The organism is Trinickia sp. (assembly GCF_051953955.1).
Classification (GTDB): domain Bacteria; phylum Pseudomonadota; class Gammaproteobacteria; order Burkholderiales; family Burkholderiaceae; genus Trinickia.
Window position 1 is genome coordinate 22,267 of sequence record NZ_JBQCIF010000043.1, and the last position, 14,385, is coordinate 36,651.

Here is a 14,385-nt window from a genome sequence, read left to right on the forward strand (position 1 = left end):
CATTTTTGCGTTGCCCTCAAGCGATGACTTTCAGCGGAATGTATTCGCGCTCGTGCTGGCCTTTGATGCGCGCCTGCCACGGATCGGGCAAGCCCTCGAGCGCGTAGAGCAGGCGTTCGTACAGCGCGCTGCGGTTGGCCGCATCCTCCACGATCTTGCGCTTCACATAGTCGAGCCCCACGCGGGCAATGTAGTGAACCGTGCGATCGAGGTAGTGCGCTTCCTCGCGATACAACTGCAAGAACGCGCCCGTGTACTCCTTGACCTCGTCGGCCGTCTTGACCTTCGCCAGGAACTGCGCGACTTCGGTCTTGATCCCGCCGTTGCCGCCGACATAGAGCTCCCAGCCGCTGTCGACGGCGATCACGCCGACATCCTTGATGCCGGCCTCGGCGCAATTGCGCGGGCAGCCTGAAACGGCGAGCTTGACCTTGTGCGGCGACCACATGTTCGCGAGCATCGTCTCGAGATCGATGCCCATTTGCGTGCTGTTCTGCGTTCCGAAGCGGCAAAATTCGCTGCCCACGCAGGTCTTCACGGTGCGAATCGACTTGCCGTAGGCGTGGCCCGACTGCATGCCGAGGTCTTTCCACACGCCCACGAGGTCTTCCTTCTTCACGCCGAGCAAATCGATCCGCTGGCCGCCCGTGACTTTGACCATCGGGATCTGGTACTTGTCGGCCACGTCGGCGATGCGGCGCAACTCGTCGGGCGTCGTCACGCCGCCTTTCATTTGCGGCACGACGGAGAACGTGTTGTCCTTTTGAATGTTCGCGTGCACGCGTTCGTTGACGAAGCGGCTTTGCGGATCGTCGACGGCCTCGCGTGGCCAGGTCGATACAAGGTAATAGTTGACCGCGGGGCGGCAGGTGGAGCATCCGTTCGGCGTGCGCCATTCGAGGAAATCGTAGACGGCGCGGTGCGTGAGCAGCTTATGCTCGCGCACGGCCTTGCGCACTTCGTCGTGCGTGCGGTCCGTGCAGCCGCACATCGCCTTCGTCTTGGGCGTTTCCTGGAAGCTCGTGCCGACCGTGCTCATCAAGATTTGTTCGACGAGACCCGAGCACGAACCGCACGAGCTCGCGGCTTTGGTGTGCTTCTTCACTTCGTCGAGCGTGAACAGGCCCTTTTCGGTGATCGCCTTGACGATCGTGCCTTTGCAAACGCCGTTGCATCCGCATACTTCGTCGGAATCGGCGAGTGCGGCCGCGCGATTGTGTCCTTGGACGCCCGCATCGCCGATGCTCGATTCGCCGAACATCAGACGATCGCGCAATTCGCCGAGCTTGCGGCCTTCGCGCAGGAGCTTGAAGTACCACGCGCCGTCCGCCGTGTCGCCGTAAAGGCAGGCGCCGACCAAGCGGTCGTCTTCGATCACGAGTTTCTTGTAGACGCCGCTCGCGGGGTCCGACAGCACGATCTGCTCGGTGTTTTCGCTGCCGACGAAGTCGCCCGCGGAGAACAGATCGATGCCCGTGACCTTGAGCTTGGTCGACAAGACCGAGCCTCTGTAGCTCCCGATGCCCATCAAGGCGAGATGGTTCGCGCATACTTTGGCTTGCTCGAACAGCGGCGCGACGAGGCCATATGCAACGCCGCGATGGCTCACGCACTCGCCGACTGCGTAGACGCGCGGATCGTAGGTCTGCAGCGTGTCGTTGACGACGATGCCGCGGTTGCAGTGCAGGCCCGCTGCTTCGGCCAGCGTCGTATTCGGCCGGATGCCGGCGGCCATGACGACCAGGTCGGCTTCGATTTCCGAGCCGTCCTTGAAACGCACGCCGGCGACCTCGCCGGCTTCGTTGCCGACGATTTCGGTCGTTGCTTTCGACAGCAGAAACTGCAGGCCGCGCGCTTCCAGCGAACGCTGCAGCAACCGCCCGGCGTTTTCGTCGAGTTGCCGCTCGAGCAGCGTCGAGGCCAAGTGAACGACGGTCACGTCCATGCCGCGCAGCTTCAAGCCATTGGCCGCCTCGAGCCCGAGCAGACCGCCGCCGATCACGACGGCGCGCCGCTTGACCGTGGCGGCGTCGATCATCGCCTGCGTATCGCCGATGTCGCGATAGGTGATGACGCCCTTGAGCTTGGCGCCGGGAACCGGAAGGATGAACGGCTGCGATCCCGTTGCGATGAGCAGGCGGTCGTAGGGTGCCTCGACGCCGTCCTCCGTCGTGACGACGCGCCGCTTGCGGTCGATTCCCGAGACGGTCTTGCCGAGATGCAGACGGATGCCGTTTTGCTCGTACCATTCGAGCGGATTGAGCACGATGTCGTTGAACGTCTGTTCGCCGGCGAGCACGGGCGAGAGCAGAATCCGGTTGTAGTTCGGATGCGGCTCGGCGCCGAAAACCGTGATCTCGTATTGGTTCGGCGCGAGCGCGAGCAATTCTTCGATCGTGCGGATACCGGCCATGCCGTTGCCGATTACGACGAGTCGGGGCGCATTCATCGTGGGTTACTCCTTGATCCTTGAGCCGTTGAAGTCGCAGCGTCGGTGCGCGACGGAAAGTACGAAAACAAAACAGCGATGGCATGCGTCAACGAAAACGGCGTCCGCTCGTGCCGGTGCACGAGGGGACGCCGTTGTCCTTGAAGCGTGGGCCATTGCGCGGAGAGGGGCGAGAGACGCACGCTTGCAGTCGTTCCTGTGCGCTACGTTTCGCTACCATCGCCTCGCAATCGCGTTGCGTTGCATGCATCCCGACGCCATTGCCGGGTACGGGCGACATCTATGCAAAGCTTATGCCAATTGCTTGAAACGCTTGACTGGAAAGGGTTTGCGCGAATGTGGTACCGTTGTGGCCTCCGACGCGACCGTTCGTGCCGCACTGCAGCAGTGCAGCGCGGCACGAACGCCGCACCCGTTCGGCGCGGCGGTGTCCGCTTCGGTGCGTGGGTTGGCCGATGGCGGGCCGGATCGGCGTCTATAATTCGGAGCCTCGCTTTTCATTCATCCCGCTCGATGCGCGCTTGCTGCGCGGCGTGCCTCATGCGGACTTTTCTGTTTGCCAACACAGTTATCCGAGGAGGTTCGACCATGACCATCCGCATCGGCGACGTAGCGCCCGATTTCACTGCTGAAACCACCGAAGGCACGATCAAGTTCCACGAATGGATCGGCGACAATTGGGCCATTCTGTTTTCGCATCCGAAGGATTTCACGCCCGTTTGCACGACGGAGCTCGGCAGCGTGGCGCGCCTGAAGCCCGAGTTCGAGAAGCGCAAGACGAAGGTCATCGGCCTGAGCGTCGATCCCGTCAGCGATCACAGCAAGTGGGTAGGCGACATCGCCGAGACGCAAGGGCATGCCGTGAACTTCCCGCTGATCGGCGATGCGGACCTCACGGTGTCCAAGCTGTACGACATGATTCACCCGAACGCGAGCGGCGGCACACGCACGGCGAACGACAACGCCACGATTCGCTCGGTGTTCATCGTCGGCCCCGATAAGAAGGTGAAGGCGATGCTGATCTACCCGATGAGCGCCGGCCGCAGCTTCGAAGAGGTGCTGCGCTTGGTGGACGCGCTGCAAATGAACGCGGGGCACGGCGTGGCGACGCCGGCCGATTGGCATCCGGGCGACGACGTCATCATCCCGACGTCGGTATCCGATGAAGACGCCAAGAAGAAGTATCCGCAAGGGTTCAAGACGCTGAAGCCGTACCTGCGCACGGTCGCGCAGCCGAAGTAAGGCAACGCTGCGGAGCACGCATCGGCGCGTCGGGCTGCCGCGGCAGTCCGGCGCGCGGCAGTCGAAGCATCGGCGATCCTTGTCTGTTCCGCGTGACGTCAAAGCATGCGCGAACGCGGCAGACGGGTGCCGGCCCTCAGCGGCTCAATGGTCGAGCCGCTTCATCGTCTCCGATTCCATCGCCGCGTGCCATTCTTCCGAGGCTTCGATCGGATTCGTCTCGTCGTCGATGGAAAACTGGGCGCGTTCCGCCGCGGTGCGTGCGTTGCCGAAATCGGTATCCAATTCCTCACCGGCTTCGTCTTCGCCCGGCGGCTCGAGCATGTCCTGTAGCATCGCCTCGAGTTCCGGCGTATCCCAAGGCTTGCCGTGCTTCTTGCACACCTTGATGTAGTGCCGGATCTCCGCATCTTGCTCAGGGGTGAGCGGAAGCCCGCGGAAGGTCCGCTCGGGATCGATCTCGGTCATGATGGCGCTCCGGAGCGAGAGATGCCCCGAGTGTAGCGCCGTTGCGTCCCATCACCAACAATGCGATGCGCGCCGATTTTGCGGTCGCATCGCATCATCGGTAAATCGGCGCGCGAATCGGCCTCAGTGATGAGCGTACATCGTACGCCAGCCGCTATGCGTCATCGGCTGATATCCCGTTTGCCCCGAATGGCCCGATTGCATTCCTTCGTCGGGCGTACCGCCGTATCCGGTTTGCGGTGTCATGGTCGAGCCGCCTCGCGAAGCCACGCGCGCTTCAGCGGCTTGGATGTCGGCGGGATAGTGAATGTTGTTCGGCCTATAGCCGGCTTGCCTGAGCTGCGTCAGCTGATCCATGACCTGTTGATGCGTCATAGGTTGATGGGACGCTTGAGCAAAGGCAGCGGCAGGTACGAGCGCTAACGCGAGTGCAACGGTTCGAATCGTGAATTTCATGATCGGCACCTCCTAGTCCGTGGTCCGACTGCAAGCGGCGATTGCTCGCAGCCCACGATCCCAGTGTGCTCGGTCAAGCTTAAGGATCGGTTAACCGATGGATCGGATGTCCGGTAGCCGATGTAAGGCGATGTAACCGAAGATGCGGAAGATACGACGATGCATCGCCTTGCATCGTCGATATCTTCACGGCTCCATTGCGCTGCGCGGCTACGCCGCGGCCAACGATCCACCGACGACGCGCACGTGCTCGCCCGGCTGAAACGGCGGCTGAGTCGGGTAATCGAAGTTGCGATAGCTGCCGTCTTGCATGCGTACTTGCACCTGGTACGACGTCGCTTTGCGGACTTCATGTTCGATGCCGTTGCCGGCAAAGCCGCCGCCGACAGCGCCGGCTATCGTCGCGAGCGTTCGTCCGCGGCCATTGCCGAATTGATTGCCGAGCAGGCCTCCGGCGATCGCACCGCCGACGGCGCCGATGCCGGTCGCCGGCTCGGGAGACTGCACGGGATTGATCGCGACGACTTCTCCCGCGTTCGGATCATAGGCGGATGCGCGCGGAGCGGCAGAGCCGTAGGCGCCGGCGTTCTGATAGCTGCCCTCGCCGTCGCGATAGGCAGGCGTCGTCCTGACGACGTGATGATGTTGCCGAGAGACGCGCGCCGCTTCGTTGCTCTCATTGCTTGCACTGCGCGGTGCACTCAGTGCAGGCTCGGCGGTGACGGGAGCGCTCGCGATTTGCATCGCGCTCGCGGCGCTTTGACCGAGCGGGGCCGAGACGGCGTGCGATGTCGGCAGCCATCCGGCGATGGCGGCGATACCCGTACCGCTGACGAGAATGACCGCAACCGCGGCAGCGGCGATGAGCGGATGGATGCGGTTGCTTTGCGGGTTGGACGGCAAGTTGACGTTCATGACTGGCTCCGTGGGTGGATGCCGTCAAAAACGCCGAAGGAGGCTGCGCGGTGGACGCTACATCGGTGACATTTGTAAGTACTTGTAGCGCAAAACGTCGAAGCCTTCGCCGCGATCGGCCCGAAAGAGCCGAGGCGCACTATGCGAGGCGGGTCGGTTAATCGATGAGGCGAATCCCGAACACGGTGGCTTGCGAAAGACGAATGCGCTCGGCTTCGCGGTGGCGCGCCTCGAACGAATAGTCGGAATCGAGCGGCAGGTGCGGCGAAGCGAAGAAATCGCTGATCTTTTGAATGACGGCGAAGAAGACGAGGCTCATGGCAACTCCCGGTTGAATGCTTCAGGGTTATCCCTTAGTTGGCATTCTAGGGTTTTCCCTAGCATCGCGCTAGTGCGCTGCACAAAAATTTTCGTTTACGGCGATAAATGCCAGGACATTCGCATGCCGCGTTGCACAATAACAACAGCGGGCCGGGTTCACAGCGTACGCGCCCAGACCTGTCCGACGAGATCCTTCCCGAAACTGTGATGCGGTTCTTCCTCGACGAGTTGGAACCCCGCCTTTTCGTAGATCCTGCGGGCGTCGGCCAGCACGCTGTTCGTCCACAGCATCATCTTCTTGTAACCTGCGAGCCGCGCAAAGCGCAGGCATTCGTCGACGAGGCGGTGCCCGATGCCGAGCCCTCGAGCGCTCGCCTCGACGTAGAGCAAGCGCAGTTTTGCCGTTTCTTCGTCTTGCCGGACGACGAACACTGAACCCACGGGTTTGCCGTCTTTCTCTGCAATCCAGCATCGTTCGGCTTGCGGATCGAATTCGCGAATGAATTTGGCGACGATTTCCGCCACGAGCGCCTCGAATTGCGCGTTCCATCCGTACTCCCGCGCGTACAGGACGGCTTGCCGACTGACGATCCAACCCATGTCGCCGGGCCTCGGGTCGCGGAGCACGTAGGTGTGCTCGGGAGCGCTCAGCAGGGATTCGATTTCGGCCATCGCATCGACCAACTGCCGCTGAGCCGGCGCCGCCAGCCGCTCGAGCATCGCGCCGACCTCACGCCGCGAGGCTTCGCTCAACGGCGCGAACCTTGCGCGCCCGTGGTCCGTCAGTTGCAACTGCGAAGCGCGGGCGTCAGCAGCCGAGCGCGTCTTCACGAGCAACCCGTTCTTCTCGAATCGGGCAATGACGCGACTCACGTAGCCTGCGTTGAGACCCAGTTCTCTGCAGAGATCCGCCGACGTCAGCCCTTCACGGTGCGCCAATTCATAGAGGACGCGTGCCTCCGTCAGCGAGAAATCGCTATCGAGCAGATGCTCGTGGAGCACGCCGATTTGGCGCGTGTAGAAGCGGTTGAAGCGTCGAACGGTTTCGATCCGGTCATCGTGCGGGCAGGTAGACATCGCTGGGCGCTCATTAGTTGCCTGTAGCAGTGTTTTAGTTGCTTTGGGCAACTATGTCAATCGGAGCGGGCACGAATCCGGCGTGGCGCGGAAAGGGCGCAATCGTTGCTCGGATGCCGAGCGCGTTCCTTTAAGGAGGCTGCCGCCTCGCTTCGCACAATACATCACACTGTGATATATATAGGGCCACTGGCCGACGCCGTTCGGCCGTTTGACTAGGGATGTTCATGAGCGATCACAAAGGCGATTTCGCAACAGACGTTCGGCTTTTACGCATCAGCGCGATTGCCGCCGCCGGCGGGGCATTGAGCACGGTCGCCGCGGATTTTCTTCTGCATCTGATTCGGTTTTTCACCAACCTGTTCTTCTTCCAACAGCTATCGACCGCAAACCACTCGCCGTCCGAGAATGCGCTCGGCTGGCTCGTCGTCGTCGCGCCGGTTATCGGCGGGCTGCTCGTCGGCGTCATTGCCCGCTATGGGTCGGAGCAGGTTCGCGGTCACGGCATTCCGGAGGCGATCGAAGCGATCCTGTTCGGCAAAAGCAAGATGTCGCCGAAAGTGGCCGTACTCAAGCCGCTCGCCTCCGCCATCGCAATCGGCAGCGGCGGGCCGTTCGGTGCGGAGGGGCCGATCATCATGACGGGCGGCGCGATCGGCTCGCTCATCGCGCAGTTCTTTCACCTGACGAGTGCGGAAAGAAAGGCGCTACTGGTTTCGGGGGCAGTGGCCGGCATGACCGCCGTTTTCGGTACGCCTGTCGCCGCCGTGCTGCTCGCGATCGAACTGCTGCTCTTCGAATTGCGGCCTCGCAGCCTCTTGCCGGTCGCAATCGCTTGTGCCGTAGCCGGGTTCACGCGGCCGCTGCTGCTCGGTTCGGGGCCGTTGTTTCCGCTGCACACGGCCGTCCTCGGTCCCGTCGGTCTTCTGTCGTCCGCTTTCGCCGGCGTGATCGCCGGTGCCTTGTCGTGGGGGCTGTCCAGCTGGCTCTACAAGATGGAGGATGCGTTCGGCAAGCTGCCGATCCATTGGATGTGGTGGCCGGCATTGGGTGCGATCGCCGTCGGCATCGGCGGGTACTTTCAACCGCGCGCGCTCGGTGTCGGCTATGACGTGATCGGCGACTTGCTGCAAGGTCATCTCGTGCTGCAGGCCGTTGTATCGATCGTGCTCATCAAGGCGATCATTTGGGTCATCGCCCTGGCTTCCGGCACGTCGGGCGGGGTGCTGGCGCCGCTGCTGATGATGGGCGCCGGCGTGGGCGCCATTGCCGCCCCCTACATGCCGGGAGGCGATCCGGCGGTGTGGCCGCTCATCTTCATGGCCGCGGCGCTTGGCGGCATGATGCGCGCGCCGATCATGGCAGCCGTCTTCGCGTTCGAACTGACCGGCGACGCCAATGCGCTGCTGCCGTTGCTGGCGGCCGCCTCGGTCGCTTACGGGTTTACCGTCTTGCTCATGCGCCGCTCGATTCTCACCGAAAAGATTGCGCGACGCGGCTATCACATTTACCGCGAGTACAGCATCGATCCGCTCGAAAGGCACTACGTCGAGGACGTGATGACGCGCACGGCCGCGACGATCGATGCGAAAACGTCCGTGGCCGACGTATTGAAGAATTATTTCGGCGCGCACCAAAAGTTTCGAGCCTATCCGGTCGTCGCCTCCGGTGCGCTCGTGGGGGTCGTCGATCGCGCGCTGCTCGATCGGGCCGGCGCCGAGCATGCCGACGCGGCGGTAGGTACGCTGTTTGCGCACTCGGTGCCGGAGGTTGCGGTGCCCGGCGAGACATGCAGAAACGTCGCGGCTCGTTTGGCCGTGAAGGGACTCGATCGCGTTCCGGTCGTCGAAGACGAGAAATCGCTTCGGCTGCTCGGCATCGTGTCACGGTTCGACCTGCTCAAACCGTCGACGGTCGTGTTCGCCGAGGAGCGGGAGCGCGAGCAGTTCAGGCATCTTTGGACGGCGAACGGCGAAGACGTCCGTTCACCTCATAGGGATGACGACGCGTCGAAAGCGCCTGTCGGCGTCAGCCGCCAAAAGATTTCGGCACGCGAAGAATCGAAGGACGTCGAACGCAAGAGCAAAACGACGGTCGTTCGCCAGGACTGATCACGGTCCGCCCGCAGTTGCCTCTTCGATCGAATGGGTCGCCCGAAGCCACCGGTTCCCCGGTGGTTTTGCGTATCCGCTCCCGGTAGGATCGACCCGCTTGGGGCCCTCCGGCCAGCGCTGCGGACCGAACAGTCGACGTGCGGGAAACGACAGGTGGAAACGTTCGAATGGATCGTCTTGCTGCTGATCGCCGCGGCGTGCCTCGCAGAAGTGGCACGCAGGATCGGCGCGCCGTATCCCACGCTGCTGGCGCTGGGAGGCGTGGGGTTTGCGTTTTTGCCTTCGGCTCCGCATTGGACGTTGGATCCGGAGTTGGCCTTGACGCTGTTCGTGGCGCCCGTTTTGCTCGACGCGGCCTATGACTCGTCGTTGAGAGACCTACGAGCCAACTGGCGCCCGATAACGGGGCTCGTCGTCGCGGCCGTGGGCACGACCGTGATGGGCGTCGCGTACGCCTGCCATCGGCTCGTGCCGGGGATGCCGTGGGGCGTGGCCGTCGTGGTCGGTGCCGTCGTTGCGCCGCCGGATGCGGCAGCTGCCACGGCGGTGATGCGGCAAGTCGGATTACCGCACCGCCTACAGAGCGTGCTGGAAGGCGAAGGCCTGCTGAACGATGCAAGCGCGCTGTTCGTTTACCGTCTCGCGCTCATGTCCGTGCTTTCGGGACCGCTCGGTCTCGACGACTATCTGCCCGTATTCCTGCTCACGGTGTTCGGCAGCATCGCGGCGGGAATCGGTTTGGGGTTCGTCCTGCGGCCCGTCACGACGGCGACCGACCACGTCCCCACCTCGTTGATCCTGCAGTTCGCTGCGACGTTCGGCGTCTGGATGCTCGCGGACAAGGTCGGCCTGTCCAACATCCTGACGATGGTGGCTTTCGCGATGACCATCTCCCGAGGCGGCGGGCCACGCATGGCGGCGCGTATGCGCGTGCCGATTCTAGCGGTCTGGGAGACCGTCGTTTTCATTCTCAACGCACTCGCATTCGTATTGATCGGCATGCAGTTGCGGCCGATCTGGGAGCGGCTGGGCAATAGCACGTCCCGCCTCGACGCGGTCATCGTCGCGGCGGTCGTGCTCGGCGTCGTCGTGGCGACGCGGTTCGGATGGGTCATGAGCTACGGCGCGATCGTGCGGTGGCAGAACCAGAGAATCGTGCCGGAGAAGCGCCCGAAGCGGTCGTGGCGAAGCGGTTTCGTGGTTTCCTGGGCAGGCATGCGGGGCATCGTGACGCTGGCCGCCGCATTCGCCGTTCCGCAGGCGCTGCCTGACGGAAGGCCCTTTCCGTACCGCGACGTCATCCTCCTGTGCGCGTTCGCGGTGACCTTCGGCACGCTCGTCGTTCAAGGCCTGACGCTGAAGCCGATGATACGTTTGCTGCGTCTGTCCCATGACGATCTCGTGGCGACGGAAGTGCGGACGGGACGGAGTTTGATCTATCGAGCGCTGCTCGACTCGATCGGCGAGGACGATTCGATGCACGCGAAACTGCTCAGGAAGGAATACCAGGCCGTCGTGGACTTGAACACGAGTGAGGAGCGCGAGCAGCCGCTCACCGAGGTACCTGGCGGACCGCTGCGTCGACGCGCGATTGCGGCGGCCCGCGGCAAGGTCAACGAACTTCGCGATCGAGAAGTCATCGGCGACCAGGCTTACCGAATTCTCGTGCAGGAACTGGATTGGGCCGAGTTGTCGGCGGGCGGTGCCGGTGCCGGGGTCGCTTGAGCACCCGTGAGCAAAAAAGCCCCGCGACGCGGGGCAAGGGGGATGATTCCGGCGGGCCTATCGGAAACCTTTGTTCGAGATGAATGGGAAGGGCGCGAAACCCCGGCCTATTGACATTGACAGCATCGAAACCAGGCTGATATCGTTTTCAAATCGGTTCTTGAACAACAACAAACCATTATTACGACCATGACCGGTCCGAATACGGCAGTAATCGAGCGATTTTACGAAGCGTTTCAACGGCGCGACGCCGAAACGATGGCGGCGTGCTACGCGGCGGACGTCATCTTCAGCGATCCTGTATTCGGTGAGCTTCATGGTGACGCAGCACGCGACATGTGGCGAATGCTCCTATCCCGCGCTCAGGAATTCTCACTTACCTTCAGCGACGTATCCGCCGACGATCACGGTGGGCACGCACATTGGATTGCGAGCTATTTGTTCAGCCAAACGGGCAGAAGGATCGTCAATCGAATTGAAGCGCAATTCGTTTTGCGCGACGGCCTGATCGTCGAACATCGCGATCGCTTCGACTTATGGCGATGGGCGGCACAGGCCTTGGGCGCGAAAGGCGCTTTGTTGGGGTGGACGCCATTCGTTCAGAATGCCATTCGCTTGCAAGCGAAACGCGGTCTGGCCGCTTGGCGAGCCAAGGTTGCGTAGGATCGAGCCCGTCTGCCCTGGCGGCAGGCGCCTCACGAAGGCAAGCGCGGCAGGATCGATCCCGCGGCTAGGCAGTGCTCGAAGGCGTCGTCGAGCATCTGCAAGTCCGCTGCGCGGCTGCTCGCCTGCAGCCCTCGGAGTGAAGGGACATGCAGGGTTACCGAGTGGCAGAGGGGGTAGTCCTTTGCCCGCATCTCCGGTTCGATGCTCGAAAAAAACGCAGTGGTGGGAACGCCGAACCCCGCTGCGATGTGCAGCGCCGCGCTGTCGCCCGTCATGACGAACGCAGCGTTGCCTATCAAGCGAAGGAATGCGGCCGTCGAGTCACTGGCGGCTCTGACGTCGCGGTATGCGGGGTGTTCGACAGCGCCGAAGCCGAGCACCGGCAGCCCGTAGGTGCGGTGAAGCAAATCGACCAAGCGCGCGCGATGTTTGGCCGGAATGCTGCGCAGGGACGTGCTGGCGGTCGGGCAGAAGAGGGCATACGGCTGCGCGCCGTTCGAAGCATCGCGCAAGTCCAACTGCGGAAGACGCCCGAGCCAGCTGTTGCGCTTCTGTTCGGAGTCGATCGATGCCGGATCGACACCCAACGCATCCAGGAAAAAATCGATCATGGGCTCGCTCGAGAAGCCTCGCCAGAAGAGATGATTTCCCGCGTCCACGACAACGTCATCGGCAGGAACGCGAGCGAGTGGGCAGGGCAAGCTCACGCATTCGTCGATGACGGTTCCGGTCGCCAAAACATAGAGTTCCTCGACGTAGGAGGGCGCGAGTGCGGGCCGGTACAGGTGCATGCGAACGTGCGGAAAGCGCTCCCTGATCGCATTGATCGCCGTCAAGCCGATGATCGAATCGCCCAGCGTGACCCCCATGCCGTTGACGATGTGAAGCGTGGAGATCCGATCCCAATCGAGCCGGAACGGGGCCGCGTTTGCGTTGTTGAAACGGCGTTCGGAAAGCGCTGCGCGATAGCCCGTCAGAGGGGCGCAGCCCGCTTCGAGGTCATACGGGGCCACGATTTCATCGCTTGCAGACAGAAGCGAGCCCGGGAAAAAAAGGACTTCGTCGGGAGAAAGCGTATGCATGTTCTTTTTCCGACTCACGAAGCGAGCGGTAAGCAGATGTCGGTCAGCAATTCGGCAGGGGCGGTATTTGTCGGGTTGTTGAGGTACTCCTCGAACACCGGCGCGTCGGCCGCGTCGTGATCGGAGTTGACGAGCCACTCGCCGTATAGCCATTGATAGGCTGCTGCCATGTCGGCGTAGGGACCTTGGTGCCGTAGGACGGCATACTTGCCGCCGGCAACGGGCGTGACGCGCACGGGGCTGCCGGACACATCCACCGTGCGCGGCAGCCAAACACCAGCCTTCGAGCGCAGTTCGCTTTCTTTGACGATTGCGGGATCGTCATAGTAGAGCCCGATCATCCGCATCTCGCCGGACAGCAGATCGCGCGAGGCCAGCCATCCCATCAGCGAATCGAACGCTTTGCCGATCTGCATATAAGGGCCTACGTGGTCAACGGTCAACACTTCGAACGCTTCGATATCGCGAATCATGACGTCATGCTTGGTCATTTCGGATTCTCCGGTAGAGGTTGAAGTGGGGCGGAATGAACGCATCGGCATGGTGCCCCAGTAGATGAAGCGAGGCAATCGTAGCCGTTCGTGCAGCGCACGTCCCTACATTGTTCATCGTTGTTCATCGAGAGGCGGGCCGATCCGAGGTGGTCTAGGGTTATCCCCAATGAAGCGTGGTGTTACGAGTAACGAAAAATAAAATACTGTTATGCGTAACGAGAAATTTCGCATGTCCTGGCTCTGGTAAAATTCGTGCGCTGCTTGGCGGCATATAACAATCTACTGAGAGGGCTGTCGTATGGACTGTGTTTCGTTTTCCAAAGCGTTTCAAGACAACATGCACGCACTTAGGCTTGACGCTCCGTCTAGTCTTTTTTTGTCGTTGCAGACTGCGATTGGTACGTTCACTACGATGCTTGGCGCGTTGAAAGCGCTTGGGCCTACCGCTACGGTCGCTGAGCTTGTGGGGGCCACTACTGCGCTGAAAAGCTTGGTGCCGTTGGTGTGATGGCTGCCTCGTATTACGTCGGTGCGACGCTCGGAAGCTTGATCGTGGCAACTGACGCGGTGAAGGCGTGCGGCGACCCGTATAGGAACTCCCCTGCGGCTCGGTATCGTGCAGTTGCTCAATGGATCGCCAGTCGCGGCTTGCTCGTTCCGATGGACATTCAAGTTTTCATTCAGCGCCATCCCGAGGTTTTGACGGACGTACCTGCACGCAAATCGTATGCAATGCGTGCTTTACAGGCCGGGGCCGCGAAATGAATTGGATTGTCGACAAAATCGCGTTACTTGCAACGGGTATCGTGTGCGCCGCTGGCGCATGGGCCATTCTCCATTATTCCGGTCAGTGGTTTTTTCCGGTCGCTACGGTGATAGGCGTTCTTTTGCTGTATCGCGATAATCAGCGGCTTCGGACCCTTCTCAAAGAGCACGGTATAGATTCTAAGAGGAGGTTGTCGGGCGACTAGCGTTAGGAGTGTCCGGGCGGTAGGCAGAGAGGCTTACCGCCTCGGCCGATGAGCGAAGTCGTAGCGGTTATCGCCCTCCGGGCGACCTCCCGGACCGAGTAGCGGGTATGACCGGCGCCGCTAGTGCTTGCTGTGGGCATCGAGCACGGCTCCCCCTCACTGCAAAGCCGCTTTCCGCTGCGGTTGCCCCGTGCTCACACTTTTTAGAGTTTCGACCTTCAGCGCTCCCATTCGTCACACGTAAACGTATACATCAAAACAAAGCGTGAGGGCGGTAATGCAGCAGTTGGAGCTTTGGGAGCGTGAATGTCTGTCGGCGGCTGAATTGGCGAGGGTCGTTGGCGAGATACGGAACTTGTACTGGCATATCCGTAACACGCGGCGTGGCATTCATGATGCGCGCCG

The 14,385-nt window shown here is 61.9% G+C and carries 13 protein-coding genes; 4 read left to right on the top strand and 9 right to left on the bottom strand.

The features are described from left to right. Positions 1 to 16 precede the first annotated feature (16 nt). Complete coding sequence (nirB, locus tag ACTHNZ_RS08305) at positions 17 to 2,449, bottom strand: nitrite reductase large subunit NirB (RefSeq protein WP_440542022.1); 2,433 nt, start codon at positions 2,447 to 2,449, stop codon at positions 17 to 19. Between the two features lie 588 nt (positions 2,450 to 3,037). Here nirB and ACTHNZ_RS08310 point away from each other — a divergent pair. Continuing rightward, entirely contained in the window at positions 3,038 to 3,691 is a 654-nt protein-coding gene (locus ACTHNZ_RS08310) for a peroxiredoxin (RefSeq protein ID WP_440542023.1), read from the top strand. A gap of 144 nt (positions 3,692 to 3,835) precedes the next feature. On the opposite strand, the gene ACTHNZ_RS08315 is transcribed toward ACTHNZ_RS08310, so the two are convergent. The 5 genes from ACTHNZ_RS08315 to ACTHNZ_RS08335 all read right to left on the bottom strand — a co-directional run bounded on the left by ACTHNZ_RS08315 (position 3,836) and on the right by ACTHNZ_RS08335 (position 6,928). Next, complete coding sequence (locus tag ACTHNZ_RS08315) at positions 3,836 to 4,159, bottom strand: hypothetical protein (protein ID WP_440542024.1); 324 nt, start codon at positions 4,157 to 4,159, stop codon at positions 3,836 to 3,838. Between the two features lie 123 nt (positions 4,160 to 4,282). Further along, positions 4,283 to 4,615 (bottom strand): DUF4148 domain-containing protein, encoded by a 333-nt coding sequence (locus ACTHNZ_RS08320; RefSeq protein WP_440542025.1) that lies wholly within the window; start codon positions 4,613 to 4,615, stop codon positions 4,283 to 4,285. Positions 4,616 to 4,825: 210 nt separating this feature from the next. Beyond that, positions 4,826 to 5,530, bottom strand: a complete 705-nt coding sequence (locus ACTHNZ_RS08325; RefSeq protein ID WP_440542026.1) for a glycine zipper 2TM domain-containing protein — start codon at positions 5,528 to 5,530, stop codon at positions 4,826 to 4,828. Positions 5,531 to 5,687: 157 nt separating this feature from the next. Beyond that, complete coding sequence (locus ACTHNZ_RS08330) at positions 5,688 to 5,849, bottom strand: hypothetical protein (RefSeq protein ID WP_440542027.1); 162 nt, start codon at positions 5,847 to 5,849, stop codon at positions 5,688 to 5,690. A 158-nt stretch (positions 5,850 to 6,007) separates the two neighbouring features. Continuing rightward, a complete protein-coding gene (locus ACTHNZ_RS08335) occupies positions 6,008 to 6,928 on the bottom strand; it encodes a bifunctional helix-turn-helix transcriptional regulator/GNAT family N-acetyltransferase (RefSeq protein WP_440542028.1) in 921 nt (306 codons plus the stop codon). 227 nt (positions 6,929 to 7,155) lie between these two features. On the opposite strand from ACTHNZ_RS08335, the gene ACTHNZ_RS08340 reads away from it, so the two are divergent. Both ACTHNZ_RS08340 and ACTHNZ_RS08345 read left to right on the top strand, forming a co-directional pair. Then, a complete protein-coding gene (locus ACTHNZ_RS08340) occupies positions 7,156 to 9,039 on the top strand; it encodes a chloride channel protein (protein ID WP_440542029.1) in 1,884 nt (627 codons plus the stop codon). Between the two features lie 156 nt (positions 9,040 to 9,195). Then, entirely contained in the window at positions 9,196 to 10,767 is a 1,572-nt protein-coding gene (locus tag ACTHNZ_RS08345) for a cation:proton antiporter (protein ID WP_440542030.1), read from the top strand. Positions 10,768 to 10,824: 57 nt separating this feature from the next. Here ACTHNZ_RS08345 and ACTHNZ_RS08350 read toward each other — a convergent pair whose 3' ends face one another. After that, positions 10,825 to 11,085 (bottom strand): hypothetical protein, encoded by a 261-nt coding sequence (locus ACTHNZ_RS08350; RefSeq protein ID WP_440542036.1) that lies wholly within the window; start codon positions 11,083 to 11,085, stop codon positions 10,825 to 10,827. Between ACTHNZ_RS08350 and ACTHNZ_RS08355 the strand changes: the two genes are divergently transcribed. Beyond that, a complete protein-coding gene (locus ACTHNZ_RS08355; RefSeq protein ID WP_440542035.1) occupies positions 10,981 to 11,430 on the top strand; it encodes a nuclear transport factor 2 family protein in 450 nt (149 codons plus the stop codon). The two genes, ACTHNZ_RS08350 and ACTHNZ_RS08355, sit on opposite strands and share 105 nt — an antisense overlap. A gap of 32 nt (positions 11,431 to 11,462) precedes the next feature. On the opposite strand, the gene ACTHNZ_RS08360 is transcribed toward ACTHNZ_RS08355, so the two are convergent. Together ACTHNZ_RS08360 and ACTHNZ_RS08365 are read right to left on the bottom strand one after the other, a co-directional pair. Further along, a complete protein-coding gene (locus ACTHNZ_RS08360; protein WP_440542031.1) occupies positions 11,463 to 12,515 on the bottom strand; it encodes a glycosyltransferase family 9 protein in 1,053 nt (350 codons plus the stop codon). Positions 12,516 to 12,529: 14 nt separating this feature from the next. Further along, positions 12,530 to 13,006: an AraC family transcriptional regulator gene (locus ACTHNZ_RS08365; protein WP_440542032.1), complete on the bottom strand. Its 477-nt coding sequence runs from the start codon at positions 13,004 to 13,006 to the stop codon at positions 12,530 to 12,532. Positions 13,007 to 14,385 lie beyond the last annotated feature (1,379 nt).